The sequence below is a fragment of the Pseudomonas sp. 05T35 genome, assembly GCF_056396605.1.
The window spans coordinates 1-16,921 of sequence record NZ_JBFTLU010000073.1 but is presented as its reverse complement, the minus strand read 5'-3'; the positions used below and the strand labels follow the sequence as shown (position 1 = coordinate 16,921).

Genomic DNA, 16,921 nt, shown 5'->3' with positions numbered 1-16,921 from the left:
GTCAACACGTTGCTCAAAAAGGGGGCGAAACCCAATATTCAGGTTTTGTGGCATGCCGCTTATTACAAACGGCCCGATCTGGTCGATCGTCTGCTTGCATACCCGGTGGATGTAAACGAAGCCATCAGCGAAAACGGTGAAACAGTGCTGCTGTCGGTGCTGGGTAATGTCGACACCCCGCAGGCATCTGGAGATGATTTGCTAATTCTGCAGAGCTTGCTCAAGGCAGGGGCCAATACGAATGTGATTGCTCAAGGTGGGACCAATACTCCACTCATTGCAGCCGTCAACAGCGAGAAATCCACCCAGCCAGAACTGGTCAAACTACTGTTGCAGTTTGGTGCTGACGCCAAGTTGGTGACCCCTCAGGGATTCTCGCCACTCATGGATGGAGGGGCTTCCAGCCTTGAGGTCATCAAACTGCTGATCGCTGCAGGTACCGATCCTTATGGCGTCAGCAAAGTGGGTTCAACCCCTTTGCATTTTGTCTGCAAGCGAGCCTATGCGCTGAACGACCAGCCAGACCCGCAAGCGGCACAACGTATCGCCCTGTTGCACAAAGCTGGAACGTCAGTTGATGCACTGCAGCCACAGCAGCAACCATGGCCTGTTGGCACACCCTTGCTGGAAAATGCTATCAGTCACAATCCGGATTGCATGAAGGCCTTGCTGGCTGCTGGTGCTAATCAGGATTCGCCCGCTTTCCCAGCAGAATACGTGGCAGAAGATCCGAGCGTGAAAGGTCAAACGGTGCGTCAGCATGTACTCGAATCGGCGAAAGACGTCCCCCAACTGTATTCGGATGCCATTGTGAAGTTGTTCGAATAAGACTGGTTGATAGGCAATACATCTGAGATATCAAACGTGTTCAAGGAGTGAATATGAAAAAAGCTATTGTGGTCTTTGTAATGGCAAGTGCGTTGGGTTCCTTTGGCCATGCCTATGCAGAGGGGCCGGACTCAGTTGAAATGAAGGGTATGTACGACGGCAGTCGCAATTCATCGGGGCTCATTAGCTACTGTGTCGATAAAGGTTTTCTGAAGYCTGACAGCATCGAGAATGCCAAGAAGATGGTCGCATACGTATCGGGTGTTCCAGTGGAAATAGATAAGCGTGATGGAGACAAGAGTGAAGCCAATGGCCGAAAGGGCCTGGTGAGAGTGGGCGAAGGACAATACAAGGATTTACAAACCTCCGCTCCACAAGGTGTTGAGGTGTGGTGCGAGCAAGCTGATGAGGGTCTCCGTAAGGGGCTGAGTTCTGTCGGCCTGTGAGTGAGCTTACTCAAACGTAACTTGCACGCATCGGTACGGGCGGACGCCCGCGAATGAGCGCTCCGCCGATGACGTGTCGCGTGTGTGCTAGACCGCAGTGTTCTGCTCAGCCCCCGTCCAACCGGCCTGGCGCAAGGCATGCAGCAAGGTGCCGGCATCCAGCCCCGGTACCGAATGCCCATTGCCCTCGGTAGTGTCGGAGGCCAGCAAGGCATTGATGATGGCTGTGCCAATGCCGCCCTTGAATTCATGACAGATCATGCCGCTGCCGCCGCCGATGGCACCTTCGGTGACCGGGCCGCCAACGGCAGCGCGCAGGGCCTGGGCCACGTGTTCGGTCTTCACGTGGAAGCCATTGATATCGCTGAGCAAGCCGTCGAAGGTCTCCAGCACCACCGGCATGTTCCAGTACAGTCGCCCGTCATCGGGTTGGTTCTGGCGATCCAGTTCAATCAGCGCATCACGCACCACACCCAGGCTGTGGGTGTTGGTGAAGGCGATCGGGCTGGTCAGCAGGCCGGCCTCGCGAATCCACTCAAGCCCCGTCGCATCGCCATTGCCATTGAGCACATGGACACCGGCAAAACACGGCTGTTGATTGGTGGAACCGGCCCTCGGTTCGATAACCGTGACGCCGGTATGAATGTCGCGGCCGTCGGCAGTTCGTCCACGCACATTGCTGTGGCCGACCCGTACGCCGGGCACATCGGTGATGGCGTTGAGAGGGCCGGGTTGCAGCTGGCCGAATTGGATGTTCAGGTCGCGGGCACGTGGTTTCATGCTGAAACTCTCAGTCAAGTTAGACAGTAAAGGCGCACATTGCTCAGGGCATGCGCCGGGGGGACGTCGGCTCGGTTGCCGTTCTTGATGGTGTTCCAGCGTCGCGTGCAGACACGCTTGATCGCATGGGACGGTGGACAGGTTAGTGAGGCCGGCCGCAGGTGCCTATTACCCAGGTGGGGTACTCGCAAGGGGGTAGTGACTGGAAGGTCGACGGGCTGAACTGATCCGTATTTTCCCGGGCTATCTGCTTCTGTAATGAATCCAGTCCGAGCCTCACAATGACGCTGCAACCACAGACGTATAATTTTGGAGGCCAAATGTTGAAGATGGCGATTTTCCTGGGTGGATTTCTGGCATTGACCATTGTGATCGGTGCGCTTGCGACCATCTCTCCGATGTAACCAAAAGACGATAGCGCCGCGTTTTTCCGGACCCTCCCGACCTTGTATACGTGGCGCTTTTCGAACGTTACCGGCACAGCCTTTGTTGCGACCTTTAGTGCCCGGTTACGGGCCGGTCAGGTGACGGTGGGGATGTAGTCGATGTACGCCAATCGCTCGCCATTCTGGTAAATGTCAACGGCGGTGTAATGGGGCGCGCTGGGGGGCATGACCCGGTCGTACCTGGCCTGCGTACAGGACAGCATTTGTGCCCAGTTTCCAGGCCGTTGGATCAAGTGCAGATCCAGCATGAGGATCGACGGATTAAAGCCTTGCGGGGCTCGCATGGTCAGATAAGCCTCGATTCCCGGATTGGCAACTTCAACATCACCCACAACGTGGAAGTCATCCGGTTTCGGTGGCATTGCGTTCAGCCATGCATGCCAGTCTTTGCTGCTAATACTCATTTTTCTATTCCTTGAGAAATGAAACCCGAAGCTTGAACTACTGCGGTTCCGTATGGCGCTTCGTATGCCATCGAATGAAATACCCGGTGTCCAATCGACCGTAAAAGGTCTCCTGTCTAAAGGTGTAGACGAGGAAAGGGCGCTCCCGCTTCAGCCTGGACGAACGGTCGCCACGGGGGGGCTCAGGGCATGAAGCCCGGGTTTGAATTCAACGCGTGCCGCTCAGGGTTCAAGGAATGAAGCGGTAACCGACACCGGTTTCGGTCACGAGATGGCGTGGCTGCGACGGGTCTGCTTCGATTTTCTTGCGCAGGCCGCCCATGAACACCCGAAGGTACGGCGTATCGTTGGTGTGCGAAGGGCCCCATACCGCTTTGAGCAGTTGCAGGTGCGTCAGGACCCGGTCCGGGTGCGAGCACAGATGAACCAGCAAGCGGTATTCCAGCGGCGTCAGGTGCAAAGGGACACCGGCGCGCTCCACGACGCGTCGGTCCAGATCAATTTGAATGTCGGAGAAGGCCAGGACCGAGCGGTTCTCGGTATCTTTCACACGCCTGCGTAACAGGGCACGCACGCGTGCGAGCAGTTCGCCGGTGCCGAAGGGTTTTACCAGGTAGTCGTCGGCCCCGGTGTCGAGGGCGAGGATCTTGTCGGATTCGGCGCCACGGGCCGACAAGACAATGATCGGCACCTCCGACCAGGTGCGCAGATCCCGGATGAGGTCAACGCCATCACCGTCAGGCAGGCCGAGATCCAGCACGATCAAGTCCGGCCGGCGCGTTCCCGCGTCGATCAGGCCGCGCTGAAAGGTCTCGGCTTCATGCACTTCCAGGCCATCGGCTTGCAGGGCCATCCGCACAAAACGGCGAATGTCCTTTTCGTCTTCAATCAGCAGGACGCGCAGCACCGGTTCGCTCATGATGGGTCCTCGTCAGTTTGCGGTGAAAGCGCTTCGATGTTCGGCGGCTCCTCTCGGGGTAGACGTAGCGTGAAGCGCGCACCGCCTTCCGGGCGGGTCACACCGAGCATGGTTCCGCCATGCGCCTGGGCGATTGCCCGGCAGATGGCCAGGCCCAGGCCGACGCCGGGAATCGAACTTTCCTTTTTGCCGCGCATGAATTTGTTGAAGATCGCCTCTTCGTGTCCGCGGGGCAAGCCCGGTCCCTCATCGGCGACCCACAATTCAATGCTCTCGGGCGTGGTGCTGGCGCCCAGGCTGATCGGGGTGCCGGGTGGGGTGTACTTGATGGCGTTTTCCATCAGGTTGATGAGGATGCGCTCGATCAGCACCGCATCGATGCGAACCAGTGGCAAGTCCTCCTCGAGTGCGACCTGCACCGAACGCCCTGCCAGAATCGGATGAATAGCTCTCAGGGCGCTACCGACCACGTCTTCGATGGGCTGCCATTGGCGATTCAACACCACGCTGCCGGATTCGAGACGAGCCATGTCCAGCAGGTTATTGACCAGCGTATTCATGCGCAATGCGGATTCGCCCACCGCCGTGGCGATCTCGGCGGCTTCACCGGTCAGGGGCGGTTTGGTCAGCTTGAGCGCTTCGGCGAGCCCGACCATGACTGACAGCGGGGTGCGCAGATCGTGGGAGATGGCCGAGAGCAGCGAGTTGCGCAACCGCTCGGATTCCATCTGAACGGTGGTGTCCTGGGCAACGTTGATGTAGTGAATCCGTTCGAGCGAGATGGCCAGCAATGACGCGCAGGTGTCGAGCAGGCGCCGCTGTTCCGGCACCGCCAGCCGGGTCGTATCGCGCGGTTGCACGGCCAGCACCCCGCGCACCCGCATGGGCGCCGACAAGGGCAGGTAGAGCGTGGAGCTGGAGGGCAGGGTGTCGGTGCCGTATCCGGCCGGTTCGGTTTTGTCGTACGACCACTGGGCAATCGCAACGTCGACTTGCGGTGGGTCCCCCGTGACCATCGGCGCCTGCAGTTTATTGTTGTCGTCGGCCACCAGCAGTGCCGACCGGGCGCCAAACTCGGCCGCGAGGAACTGCGCGCCGATTTCCGCGACCTGTTCGGTCAGCAGTGCGGCGGACAACAGGCGCGACATCTCATACAGCCCGCGCATGCGGTCTTCGCGCCGTTGCGCCACCCGCGCCTGGTAGGTCAGGCTGGCGGTCATTTGCCCGATTACCAGGGCGACCACGAGCATGACGCTAAAGGTCACCAGATACTGGATATCGGCGATGGCGAATGAAAAACGCGGCGCCACAAAGAAAAAGTCGAAGGCGCCGACCGAGACGAAGGCCGCCATGATCGCCGGGCCACGCCCAAAGCGCACCGCGACGGCGACGACCGCCAGCAGGAACAGCATGACGATGTTCGCCTGTTCCAGCACCTGGAACAGCGGCATGGCCAGCAGGGTCGTCACCGCACAGATCGCGACGCTCCAGAGATAGGGGCGCCAGGTGATCGGGCTGTCGCTGGCGGTGGAGGTTGTCTCGGCTGGTGGGCGGCGACTCTCCGGCAGCGAGATTTGAATCACGTCGAGATCGGCGCCCAGCACCCCAATCCGATCGGCAAGCACCCGCCGCCAGAGTCGTTGGCGCGGACGTTCATCACGGCCCAGCACGACTTTTGAAAGGTTGTGCTGCCGGGCGTACTTGACCAGCGTTTCGGCAATGTCCTGGCCCGCCAGGGTGGAGATTTGCGCGCCCATGTCCTGAGCCAGTTTCAAGGTTGCCAGCACCCGACGCCGCTTGACCTCGGGCAGGCGCTGCAAGGTCGGGGTTTCGACATACACGGCGTGCCACGGCACGTTGAGCTGAGCGGCCAGGCGCGCCGTCGAGCGTACGGTTTTTTCGGCCTGATCATTGGGGCCGACGCAGGCAAGCAACGACTCGCGGGTGCCCCACACCGGTTTCACCGCGCCGCTTTGGCGATACTGCAACATCTCGCTGTCGACCCGGTCGGCGGTGCGGCGCAGCGCCAGTTCGCGCAGGGCGATCAGGTTGCCCTTGCGGAAGAAGTTCTGCACCGCGCGCTCGGCCTGTTGCGCCATATAGACCTTGCCTTCCTTCAAGCGCTGCAACAGATCGTCGGGCGGCAGGTCGACGATGACCACTTCATCGGCGGTGTCGAAGACATGGTCGGGCACGGTCTCCCAGACACGAATCCCGGTGATGCCACCGACAATGTCGTTCAGGCTTTCGAGGTGCTGAACGTTCATCGTCGACCAGACATCGATACCGGCGCTGAGCAGTTCTTCTACGTCCTGCCAGCGCTTTGGATGGCGGGAGCCTGCGATATTGGAGTGAGCCAGTTCGTCGATCAGGATCAGGCCCGGTTTGCGCGCGAGCGCGGCGTCCAGATCGAACTCGGTCAACGTACGGTTCTTGTCGACCACCTGCTTGCGAGGCAATAGTTCAAGGCCCTCTGTCAGGGCCTGAGTCTCGGCGCGACCGTGGGTTTCGATCACGCCGACCAGCACATCGATGTTTTGCAGCTTCGCGGTCTGTGCCGCGGCAAGCATCGCGTAGGTCTTGCCGACACCGGCGCTGGCGCCGAAAAAAATCTTCAGCCGACCGCGTTTGGCCTGCGCTTCTTCTTCGCGGATCCGGGCCAGTAGCTGGTCCGGATCAGGACGTTCTTCGGCCATCAAGCTCACCGTGTGTTAACGCTCAATGTGCGGCGTCGAGTGCCAGGTTCAGTTCCAGAACGTTGACCCGAGGCTCGCCGAGAARCCCGAGCAGCGTGCCTTCGGCGTGTTGGTTGATCAGCTCGCGAACCTTGTCGACGGGCAGATTGCGCACCCGCGAAACCCGACCCGCCTGGTACAGCGCCGCGGCAATGCTGATATGCGGATCAAGGCCACTGGCGGAACTGTAGACCAGGTCGGCGGGCACCGTGGCGGTGTTGCCGGGATCGGCAGCGTGCAAGGCATCGATGCGGCCCTTGAGCGCATCCGCCAGCGCCGGGTTCAGCGGACCGAGGTTCGAGCCGCCCGAGGCCAGCGGGTTGTAGGGCATGGGGCTGGTGGCGGAAGGGCGGCTCCAGAAATACTTCGGATCACTGAAGCCCTGACCGATCAACAGCGAGCCCACGGTTTTGCCGTCTCTCTCGATCAGGCTACCCGCCGCCTGATGCGGAAAGACCAGCCTGGCAATGCCGGTCGTGACCAGTGGATAGGCCAGGCCGGTGAGCAGTGACAGTGCAATCAGCAGGGTCAACGCCGGACGCAGCAGAGATAACATAGCCATACTCCCTCAAGTCAGACCGACAGCGGACAGCGCCATGTCGATCACTTTTATGCCAATGAATGGAACGATCACCCCACCCAACCCGTAGATCAACAGGTTGCGGCGCAACAACAGCGCAGCACCGACCGGGCGGTACTTCACGCCTCGAAGCGCCAGGGGAATCAGGAAAATGATAATCAGCGCATTGAAAATCACCGCCGACAGCACCGCCGAATTCGGGCTCGTCAGGCCCATGATGTTCAGTGCGGCGAGCTGCGGGTAAGTGCTGACAAAGGCTGCCGGCACGATCGCGAAATACTTGGCGATGTCGTTGGCGATCGAGAAGGTGGTCAGCGAACCCCGGGTCATCAGCATCTGTTTGCCGGTTTCCACCACCTCGATCAACTTGGTCGGGTTGCTGTCGAGGTCGACCATGTTGCCGGCTTCCTTGGCCGCCTGAGTCCCGGAGTTCATCGCCACCGCGACATCCGCCTGCGCCAGCGCCGGGGCAYCGTTGGTGCCGTCACCGGTCATGGCCACCAGCCGGCCTTCGGCCTGATAGCTGCGGATCAGTTCGAGTTTTTGTTCGGGGGTGGCTTCCGCGAGGAAGTCATCGACACCGGCCTCGGCGGCGATGGCGGCAGCGGTGATCCGGTTGTCCCCGGTCACCATCACGGTCTTGATCCCCATGCGCCGCAGCTCGGAGAAGCGCTCCTTGATGCCGCCCTTGACGATGTCCTTGAGTTCGATGACGCCCAGCACCCTGGCCCCATCGGCGACCACCAGCGGCGTACTGCCGCGCTGAGCCACTTGTTCGACGATGGTTTGCACCGCTTCCGGAAAGTGTCCGCCCAGGCTTTGGACATGCTTGAGGATCGCCTCGCCGGCGCCCTTGCGCAGTTGCCGCTCATCCATGTTGACGCCGCTCATGCGGGTCTGCGCCGAAAAGTGCACGAAGTGTGCATGCAGCGCGGTGATGTCGCGTTCGCKCAGGTTGAACCGTTGTTTGGCCAGGACCACGATGCTGCGTCCTTCAGGCGTTTCGTCGGCCAGTGACGCCAGCTGTGCGATATCCGCCAGCTCCGCTTCCTTGATGCCCGGTGCCGGCAAGAACGCCGAGGCGTGGCGGTTGCCCAAGGTGATGGTCCCGGTCTTGTCGAGCAGCAACACGTCGACATCACCGGCAGCCTCCACAGCCCGCCCGGAGGTGGCAATCACGTTGGCTTCCATCATGCGGCTCATGCCCGCCACACCTACCGCCGACAGCAGCCCGGCGATGGTCGTGGGGATCAGGCACACCAACAACGAGATGAGCACGGTGATCGACACCGGCGAGCCGGATTTGGCGGCTGCGACCCCAAACAGGGAGTAGGGCAGGAGTGTCACCGTCACGCCGAGGAACACAATCGTCAGTGCGACCAGCAGGATCGACAGGGCGATTTCATTCGGGGTCTTTTGYCGCTTGGCATTTTCGACCATCGCAATCATGCGGTCGACGAAGGTTTCGCCGGGGTTGGCGGTCACGCGGACGACGATCCAGTCCGACAGCACCCGCGTACCGCCGGTCACCGACGAGAAGTCGCCGCCGGACTCGCGAATCACCGGGGCCGATTCGCCGGTAATCGCCGACTCATCCACCGAGGCCGCGCCTTCGATCACCTCGCCGTCKGCGGGGATCACCGAGTTCGCGAGGTCACCGGCTTCAACCACCACCACATCGCCTTTGCACAAGTCACTCGACTGAGCCAACTGCCACTCGGCGCCGTAGTGCGGCTCGCGCAGTTTCTTGGCCCAGGTTTGCTTTTTCAGGTCGCGCAGGGAGGCCGCCTGGGCCTTGCTGCGACCTTCAGCCAGCGCTTCGGCAAAGTTGGCGAACAGCAGGGTAAACCACAGCCACAAGGCAATCGCGAGGATGAACCCGCTGCTGGCTTCACCCTTGCCGCTGAGGGCCTGCCCCCAGAGGGCGGTGGTGATGATCGCGCCGATGTAGACGACGAACATCACCGGGTTGCGCCACTGGATTCGTGGGCTGAGTTTGCGCACCGACTCGACCATGGCAGGCCTTATCAGTTTCGGGTCGAACAAGGAGAACGCTTTACGTGTCATGTTCGTGGTCTCACTTGATCATGATGAGGTGTTCGACGACGGGCCCCAGCGCGAGCGCCGGTACGTAGTTCAGCAAGCCGACCAGCAACACCGTGCCAATCAGCAGTACAACGAACAGCATCCCGTGGGTCGGCATCGTGCMGCCGGTGACGGCCAGGCGTTTTTTCGCGGCGAGGCTGCCGGCGACGGCGAGCACCGGTACGATCACGCCGAAGCGGCCTAGCCAAAAGGCGATGGCCAGCATGATGTTGTAGAACGGGGTGTTGGCCGACAGACCGGCGAAGGCGCTGCCATTGTTGTTGGCTGCCGAGGTGAAGGCGTAGAGGATCTCCGAGAAACCATGGGCGCCAGGGTTGGCGATCCCCAGCTTGCCGGCCTCGGCCATCACCGCAATGGCGGTCCCGAACAGCACCAGCAGCGGCGTCACCAGAATCGCAATGGCGACCATTTTCATCTCGAAGGCTTCGATCTTCTTGCCCAGGTATTCAGGCGTGCGGCCGATCATCAGGCCAGCGATAAACACCGCGAGAATGGCGAATATCAGCATGCCGTACAGACCGGAACCGGTGCCGCCGAACACCACTTCACCGAGTTGCATCAGCACCAGCGGCACCGCACCGCCCAACGGTGTGAACGAGTCGTGCATCGCATTGACCGCACCGCATGAAGCCGCTGTGGTCACCGCCGCAAACAGGCTGGAGGCGCTGATGCCGAAGCGCACTTCCTTGCCCTCCATATTGCCCGCCGCCGTATCAATGCCCAGCGCTGAAAACTGTGGATTGCCGAGTTGTTCGTAATGGGTGACAGCCACCACCGCGATCACGAAGATGATCGTCATCGTCGCCAGCAGCGCCCAGCCCTGGCGTATGTCACCGACGACATGACCGAAGACGAAACACAGCGCGGTCGGGATCAGGAAGATCGCGAGCAACTGGAAGAAATTGGTGATGGCGGTCGGGTTCTCGTAAGGGTGCGACGAGTTGGCGTTGAAGAAACCGCCGCCATTGGTGCCGAGCATCTTGATCGCTTCTTGCGAGGCCACCGGCCCCATGGCAATCGTCTGCTTGTCGGTGCTGGCGGCCTTGGTCACCGGATTGCCCTGGGCATCGAGCGTCGGCTGGCCGGCGTCATTCAGCACCGGGTTCTGGTACTGCATGACCTCCAGTGTCGAGACGTCTTTATACGGGTCAAGGTTTTGAATCACACCCTGACTGACAAAGAACAACGCGAGTATCAGCGACAGTGGCAGCAGCACCCACAAGGTGACGCGGGTGAGGTCAGTCCAGGCGTTGCCGATGCTGTCCGCACTGTGGCGTGCGAACCCGCGGATCAGCGCCACCGCCACCACAATGCCGGTGGCGGCGGACAGGAAGTTCTGCACCGTCAGCGCGAGCATCTGCGTCAGGTAACTCATCGTCGACTCGCCGCTGTAGGCTTGCCAGTTGGTGTTGGTCACAAAGCTGAAAGCAGTGTTGAACGAGGAGTCGGGAGTGACGGCCGCAAACCCCTGCGGGTTGAACGGCAGCACGCCTTGCAACCGTTGCAAGGCATAAACCGCCAGCACCCCCAACACGTTGAACAGAATCAATGCCAGCGCGTACTGGAGCCACCCCATCTGCGTTTCAGGGTTGACGCCCGCCAGACGATACAGCGGCGACTCGATGCGCGAGCCGAAGGCAAATCGGCCCTCCATCACCGTGGTCAGCCAACGCCCCAGTGGCCAGGCCAGAAGCCCCAGCGCCAGGAGAAAGGCTCCGAGTAAAACCCAGGCTTGAATAGTCACAGGAAGTCCTCCGGAAACAGCAGCGCGGCGACGAGGTAAACCAGCAAACCGGCCGCAATGATGCCGCCGAAAAGATAGAAACCGGTCATGACCGCCTCCTGTTGAGCGCCGCGCAGCCGTAGGTCAGACCGAGCAAAATGATGAGAAACAGTGCACCGAGTAGCAGATAGAAGAAGTCCATGGCGTTTCCTCCGGGAATGAGGAAAGGCTAAATGGATGCTTGGAAAGTTGTTGACAGGATTAGGGGCGGGGAAATAAAGATTTGATAAAGATGCTGGTCGAGCACGACGAGGCGTTTAAAGGTTCAGGGTCGTATCAATACGGGTCTTACATAAACGCAAGAATCCGTCACCTTGCCCCTTGATGGGGTGAGGCTTATAGTTCGCCCCGTCGCCCACATGGCGATTCAGGTTTGGCGACTTGATCACAGAGAATGCGAAGGCTATCCGCTTTATTGCAGGAGCCAACGCACCCGCAAAGCCGCTTTCATGGCGGCTGTGCGCGGGAGACCTTCGGGTCTGCCGGTCTCTCTGTGCCGGTTCGCCAACCTGCGCACAGCTGCCACCCATTCGTTTGGCGACGACTGTGTGACGGCCTCGAGCCAATCAAACAGAGATCTTCAAAATGAATCGATACATGCCCCTCACCGGAATCGACCTGATCCCGGCCTCCCTGCTCATCGACACCCAAGCCCCACTCGACGTGCTGCAAGCCACGGCTGACTACCGCATCCGCACGGTTACTCAGGTGCTGGAAAATATCGCCTTTCGTGCTGATATCGAGAGCGACACGGTGGTGCTCGCCGACTTCGCYAAACTGCTGGCCATTCCGTTGCGCGATGGGTGCGATTTGATGGATGTGATTGGTAGACGTTTGCGGGAGGAGGCGGGGAAGTGAGTGAAGGCGGGCGGTTTGAAGGTGTGATGCCTGTCTGTTAAGCGTTTGAAAGATTGCGGCCTGCGGCAGATCCGGATTTACGTATGGACTTGACTGCTCGGCGTGGGAGCCTGGCGTGGGCTGCGATCTTGGCTATTCTGTGTGTACCGAAAGTCTGCGGTTTACTATGTCCTTGTACGAAAAAGGGCGCCCATCACCAACGGCAACAGGCGGCTCAAATCGGGCATTCACCGAAGACTGCTATCAGCCAGAATTGGCCATTCAAAAGAGGCTTAACTCACCCTGGATGTTATGGAACAAAAGGGGTAATTAATGTGGTATCTGAAACGTGACGGCATTTACGCGAAATGGGGCTGATTGAAGAGATTGAAAAAGCGTGGGGCTGGGCCGGTATCAAACCTTCACAGGTTGTTGGTGATAACGACTTCGGCAACCTCCTCATCAAAGACGTAGCGGGTTGCTATTGGCGTCTGTGCCCTGAAGATCTTTATTGCAATCGTGTCGCGAATGATCACGCAGAGCTTGATGTGCTCTCTCAGAGCCAAGACTTTTTGCATGATTGGCACATGGAAGCATTAGTCGAACAGGCAAGGGATCGGCTCGGCCTGCTTCGTCCTGGGTACAAGTACTGCCTAAAACTACCTGCCGTGTTGGGTGGGGAGTATGAAGGGGGCAATCTGGCAACGATCTCACTACACGAGCTGGTGGCAGTTTCAGGCCACCTCGCCAAGGAAATCGACGACTTGCCCGACGGTGCACAAATCCGTCTCAACCTCACAGTGTAGCGAGTCGAACGTGGACTCCGAATTTCCCATCCTACGGACCAGAAACATCATTCGAAATGCAAAATGACCAACCACCCATTCGCCCCACAGAAATAAAAATTTCCGAGTCCTCTGACTGGCAGCTTTTCGAAAACGTCGCTCGCGCTCTTGAGCAAGAGCTCAGGGGGACATGGATTGAGAAAGTTGACGGAATCGATCAGCGTTACTGGGACTTGGCCGTAGAGGGGCGGGTCATCACGCTTCATCTCGAACACTTTCTGGGCATCAGCGTCCTCCTACCGCCTCCAGATCAAGACCTGATGACCCCAGATAGACTACAAACTGCAGTGCGTCAGTCACTGAGGGCATATCTTGTTGAGCATCGACGTCAAACCAGCCGTGCGTTAACTGAGCTGGAAACTTGGTTTTACGACGTGCTGGACGAAGTCTCACAGCTAATGCTCATGGCTTATACAAACGCCGGCACCATCGATGCGAACCACCCTCTGGCTCAAGCCGGATTGGAACAGGGTGCCTCTATCGTCTTGGACTACTTGGAGCACAATGAAGCCGGAATTGCGTTTGAACATCTGCTGTACATGATCAACGAACCGCCACTAAACATTTCACCGGAATGCAGGACCACCCTGAACCGGATTGCAAAAACGCTTAGCTATCCTTTAAGGCCCTGAGGCAGATGGCAGATAAATAAATCTGTCCCCCTTTTCATTTTACTTTGTCCCCTTTTCACTTTATGGCTACGACTGCTACCAAAACGCGTTGGCTGAGCGTGTGAACGGGATTTTGAAAAACGAGTTATTGCTGCATCGCCCCAAAAATTTTGCAGAGGCCATCCGGATGGTGGACGAGTCGGTGCAGATCTATAACAACGAGCGGCCTCATCTATCGCTGAAATACAAAACGCCCGATGCGGTGCATCGGGCGTTTTGAGGCTGAAACAGGTGTAAACCTATTTCAGGACTAGACAAGATGTAATAAGCGAGAGCCACCATGACAGTCCTGAAATGACTGCGAGTGGCCCTGTATTTTCTGTTGTCGCCTGTTTATTTAACAAGGGTGCACACTAAAGTTATGTCCAACCTTGCCCCCATTGCTACTACCTGTGCATAGGTATGCCGCCGAATAATTGTATGAGCCGGTTTTGATGTTGACTTTGTCGTGCAAAAGTACTTCGCCATATCCGCACGATATTTTCAGTCCGGACCTTCCAAGAATTTCTGCAGTACTTAACCGTTCAGCACTTCGTTCAGAGTGGAAGGCGAAGTGTGTTCCGTTACTTTYYGATGGRTGATAAGCRTATAGCCAATTATTRTTAGTARTATCTAGRATGTATCCWTTTTTAKAGTYRTCATYWTCCCAGGTGATRGTGTATTTTCCTTCGCCTATGGACTTAAAGTTAAATRTCGCGACYTTATGGCCTTGGCARGAGTTTACGCACAGGTACTGGCCAAAGACAAAATTAAACGTCTCGTATGATCCCCCCCCACCCCAAATATCTCCACTCGTTTCTGATATTTKTTTWGCATACTGAAAACATACAYCACCTTCGCCAGMRATGGAGAGMGTTGCGCGGAAAGAATAGTCGCTCATGTYRCACCTCAAYAGAAATTAACTAATAAGAACCGGCAGAGTGCAGGCCGTGCGGGCACGGCTACTGACTGCCTTGAGTGTGAAATTTCCTCCGGTCGCAGATTAACTTGGTATTCAAGTTTATTCCATCCCTGGAAGGTTTCACCGTGAAACCTTCGCATTACTGCCTGAAACGCGAAGACGTGATTAGGAGTAAAGGCGCATGCAACAGATTGTGCAACTGTCATATATAACAGGTCTGTAGGACGGTCAGCCTGGGTGGCCGCCCTAACAAATGGAGATATGATCGGCCTACCAAATGAGAGCCGATTCAGGCCTATGATTCTTCAATAACCATCTGTATGAAAAGAGCACGGCATGATGATAAGTGATTCAGATTTGGCCGAAATGATTCCTTCCGCGCTAACAGGTGTAACTGTCGGGATCGGTTCGCAGATCCTGCTTTTTGGTGATATGGCTAGCGTGTTAATTCAGTGCCCATTCGTTTGTGATATCAATAGGGTATGCAGGTGGGGGCATGGTGAAGACGCTGCTACCAGCCCTTTACTTTTCGACTTTCTAAACCTCGATGTAGAAGGTTTTTCAATTGATAGTTTTGGGGTTTTCACCATCACTTTCAGTACGAAAATGATCTTGAAAATCTTTCCTGAGAAAAATGGATTGGAGTCTTATGTCGTGAGTACACGGCGCGATATATTTCCCATCTTGGTGTGGTAGCCGGAAGAACGCGATGGCTCTCAGTGGAGAATAGGGCGCGAGCCCCGGCTTCCGTACTGACGCTGGTTGCTGACACCTCCGGGTCGATTGCCGCCCATAGCGACAGGCAACAATCGGCAATCTATCCGCAGTTTAGGCAGGTTGGAGGAGCAAGTTGTCTCGCTAAATTTTTTACCGGGTTAAAATTTTCGTTATTGACATACACATCCGAGAGCGTTTCGCGGCCTTGAGCAATTTCGTGCATAGTGCCGTCATCCATCTTGACCACATATTTCGCGGAAAGCATTACCGCTGAAKGTGGTGTATTTTTTATAACGCTCCAAGAAATTATCTGAGTGACCTCATCAATTTCATTTTTCTTGAAAGCTTCGAACCGTTTAATCCCATCCTCACTAACCGCTATTGCGTGCAACTTTCCATTCTTCATATTCTCGCAGGCTCGAATACTGTATTCATCATCACTGATACAGGGCGAAGATTTAGCGAGCATCTGAATTTGTTGCTCGTAAGTGGAAATTGACGACTTAGTACCGCTTATCATTTGATCGAAGCTGCTTTGCAAAATTGAATTTGACCCCTCAGGTCGCATGTAGCAAGTGTAGGTAACAACATTTCTTCCAGCTGCGTCAGTGCCTTCATCCCATTTATAAGACGAACATCTGTCACGTTTTTCAAGCGCATTGCCCAGCGTCCTTGTTGGATCTAGCTGATTGATAACCTGATTTTTAATTACCGAAACAGTTTCGCTTTCGCCGCAGGCCACCAGAAAAAGTGGGACAAGTAATAAAAGCTTTTTCATCGTCACGTCCTATGTTGTTGTGAGAGCAGTCGGCACTCTGCAAGCCGCTTCCAATACGAATCGAAGCAAGGCTGCCAGAAGTGGTGGCGAATCGCCAGCCTACTGATCAAGCTGGAGTGAGAAAAAGACAGTTATTGGCCAATTTCTGCCTGGAAAAAGGGGACAGATTTATTTTTCACATGCTGTCGAGGTTGGTGATAGATAAATAAGTCTGTCCCCTTTTCAGTCATGGTGTTACGAGTCCGCACTATCTCATGCTTACGTCGTTGTTGCATGTCAAGGCCGATAGCGCGAAGCTTACCATCGGAGATTTAGAAGCGTCATTCAAAGCTACGCTGCTGGATCAGGCCAATCTATCACTTCCAAATCCGACGACATCTGCAATGCGGCTTATTTACGATGAGGCAGAAGCTTTGGCCGTTAAGGCTGATGATGATGTTGAGTTGGAATCCAAGGTAATTTTATCAATCGCAATTCGGCTCAGGGCTGAAGAGTTTATGATTGCTAAGATTAATGATTCTGAATTTGTCAATGGTATCAGTAGTAATCAGACCTTTGAGTTATATAGTAAGTTTTCTTTGATGTTTCCTGGCGCAAGCGACCAGATAATGGTGCTATCTCAGGTTAATCTCATGACGCCTGAAAATATTCATCTAAATTCGTTTATGTATGAACCTATTTTGGATATGTCGGCGCTACACCTATATGATTTGTATGGCAAAGTTAAAGCTCTGTTTAGCTGAAAAATGGGACAGATTTATTTGTCATTGCATCGAGGCTGATGGTAGATAAATAAATCTGCCCCCTTTTATTGCATGAAATTTTATTTTCCAATTCAGGTTAATGTTTAATTTCTTTTCATTGTACGGGTGTGCTTGGAAGTTTGCTATCTAAGTGCTTTAGAAGGACCGTATAAGCATCAAACATTTCTCGATAGCTATTTTGATCTATCGGGTACACGCTTCCGACTGAACCCACCCCTGTTTTACTAGCGAAATCGTCGTCCACAACTCCCATATTATGAATTCCTATATGGCGAATCTGGAAGGCAAGGCGTATTTTTTCTATAGAGCTTTGGATAGGGGAAAAATCGAATCCGGCGATTTCTAACTTATTTATAACATCATCCAGTCTTTGGAAAAAAC

At 56.3% G+C, this 16,921-nt stretch carries 17 protein-coding genes and 1 pseudogene; 8 read left to right on the top strand and 10 right to left on the bottom strand.

Features of this window, described 5'->3' with window-relative positions; genetic code table 11:
- Positions 1–828, top strand: an 828-nt coding sequence (locus AC1DH9_RS08130) for an ankyrin repeat domain-containing protein (RefSeq protein ID WP_477808026.1), incomplete at its 5' end; no start/stop codon positions are given.
- 53 nt (positions 829–881) lie between these two features.
- Positions 882–1,274 carry a hypothetical protein gene (locus AC1DH9_RS08125; RefSeq protein WP_477808025.1) on the top strand — a complete coding sequence of 131 codons (393 nt, stop codon included), beginning with the start codon at positions 882–884 and terminating at the stop codon, positions 1,272–1,274.
- A gap of 87 nt (positions 1,275–1,361) precedes the next feature.
- Here AC1DH9_RS08125 and AC1DH9_RS08120 read toward each other — a convergent pair whose 3' ends face one another.
- From AC1DH9_RS08120 to kdpF, 8 genes are all read right to left on the bottom strand, one after another.
- Positions 1,362–2,054, bottom strand: coding sequence for a P1 family peptidase (locus AC1DH9_RS08120; RefSeq protein ID WP_477808024.1), 693 nt, complete (start codon positions 2,052–2,054; stop codon positions 1,362–1,364).
- A 520-nt stretch (positions 2,055–2,574) separates the two neighbouring features.
- Positions 2,575–2,904, bottom strand: a complete 330-nt coding sequence (locus AC1DH9_RS08115) for a hypothetical protein (RefSeq protein WP_427542875.1) — start codon at positions 2,902–2,904, stop codon at positions 2,575–2,577.
- A 229-nt stretch (positions 2,905–3,133) separates the two neighbouring features.
- The gene (kdpE, locus tag AC1DH9_RS08110) at positions 3,134–3,823 is read right to left on the bottom strand and encodes a two-component system response regulator KdpE (protein WP_054598065.1); all 690 of its coding nucleotides are present in this window, start codon (positions 3,821–3,823) and stop codon (positions 3,134–3,136) included.
- A complete protein-coding gene (gene kdpD, locus AC1DH9_RS08105; protein WP_427542872.1) occupies positions 3,820–6,519 on the bottom strand; it encodes a two-component system sensor histidine kinase KdpD in 2,700 nt (899 codons plus the stop codon). Before kdpD ends, kdpE begins: the two co-directional genes overlap by 4 nt.
- 22 nt (positions 6,520–6,541) lie before the next feature.
- A complete protein-coding gene (gene kdpC, locus AC1DH9_RS08100; RefSeq protein ID WP_477808023.1) occupies positions 6,542–7,114 on the bottom strand; it encodes a potassium-transporting ATPase subunit KdpC in 573 nt (190 codons plus the stop codon).
- Positions 7,115–7,126: 12 nt separating this feature from the next.
- Positions 7,127–9,205 (bottom strand): potassium-transporting ATPase subunit KdpB, encoded by a 2,079-nt coding sequence (gene kdpB / locus AC1DH9_RS08095; protein ID WP_477808022.1) that lies wholly within the window; start codon positions 9,203–9,205, stop codon positions 7,127–7,129.
- 10 nt (positions 9,206–9,215) lie between these two features.
- A complete protein-coding gene (gene kdpA / locus AC1DH9_RS08090; RefSeq protein ID WP_477808021.1) occupies positions 9,216–10,988 on the bottom strand; it encodes a potassium-transporting ATPase subunit KdpA in 1,773 nt (590 codons plus the stop codon).
- Positions 10,985–11,077: a K(+)-transporting ATPase subunit F gene (gene kdpF / locus AC1DH9_RS08085; protein WP_103316005.1), complete on the bottom strand. Its 93-nt coding sequence runs from the start codon at positions 11,075–11,077 to the stop codon at positions 10,985–10,987. Before kdpF ends, kdpA begins: the two co-directional genes overlap by 4 nt.
- 535 nt (positions 11,078–11,612) lie before the next feature.
- On the opposite strand from kdpF, the gene AC1DH9_RS08080 reads away from it, so the two are divergent.
- The 5 genes and pseudogenes from AC1DH9_RS08080 (at position 11,613) to AC1DH9_RS08060 (ending at position 14,977) form a co-directional block, all read left to right on the top strand.
- Complete coding sequence (locus tag AC1DH9_RS08080; protein ID WP_024264653.1) at positions 11,613–11,885, top strand: hypothetical protein; 273 nt, start codon at positions 11,613–11,615, stop codon at positions 11,883–11,885.
- Positions 11,886–12,232: 347 nt separating this feature from the next.
- Complete coding sequence (locus tag AC1DH9_RS08075) at positions 12,233–12,670, top strand: T6SS immunity protein Tdi1 domain-containing protein (RefSeq protein WP_427542861.1); 438 nt, start codon at positions 12,233–12,235, stop codon at positions 12,668–12,670.
- A gap of 56 nt (positions 12,671–12,726) precedes the next feature.
- Positions 12,727–13,341 carry a DUF3630 family protein gene (locus tag AC1DH9_RS08070; protein ID WP_427542858.1) on the top strand — a complete coding sequence of 205 codons (615 nt, stop codon included), beginning with the start codon at positions 12,727–12,729 and terminating at the stop codon, positions 13,339–13,341.
- 64 nt (positions 13,342–13,405) lie between these two features.
- Positions 13,406–13,600: pseudogene (locus tag AC1DH9_RS08065) on the top strand (integrase core domain-containing protein); the annotation flags it as partial.
- A gap of 1,017 nt (positions 13,601–14,617) precedes the next feature.
- Positions 14,618–14,977, top strand: coding sequence for a hypothetical protein (locus tag AC1DH9_RS08060; protein WP_427542849.1), 360 nt, complete (start codon positions 14,618–14,620; stop codon positions 14,975–14,977).
- 121 nt (positions 14,978–15,098) lie between these two features.
- On the opposite strand, the gene AC1DH9_RS08055 is transcribed toward AC1DH9_RS08060, so the two are convergent.
- Entirely contained in the window at positions 15,099–15,776 is a 678-nt protein-coding gene (locus tag AC1DH9_RS08055) for a hypothetical protein (RefSeq protein ID WP_477808020.1), read from the bottom strand.
- 254 nt (positions 15,777–16,030) lie between these two features.
- On the opposite strand from AC1DH9_RS08055, the gene AC1DH9_RS08050 reads away from it, so the two are divergent.
- Positions 16,031–16,519, top strand: a complete 489-nt coding sequence (locus tag AC1DH9_RS08050) for a hypothetical protein (protein WP_427542843.1) — start codon at positions 16,031–16,033, stop codon at positions 16,517–16,519.
- A 115-nt stretch (positions 16,520–16,634) separates the two neighbouring features.
- Here AC1DH9_RS08050 and AC1DH9_RS08045 read toward each other — a convergent pair.
- Positions 16,635–16,921: hypothetical protein (locus tag AC1DH9_RS08045; RefSeq protein ID WP_477808019.1), on the bottom strand; the 287-nt coding region annotated here is incomplete at its 5' end.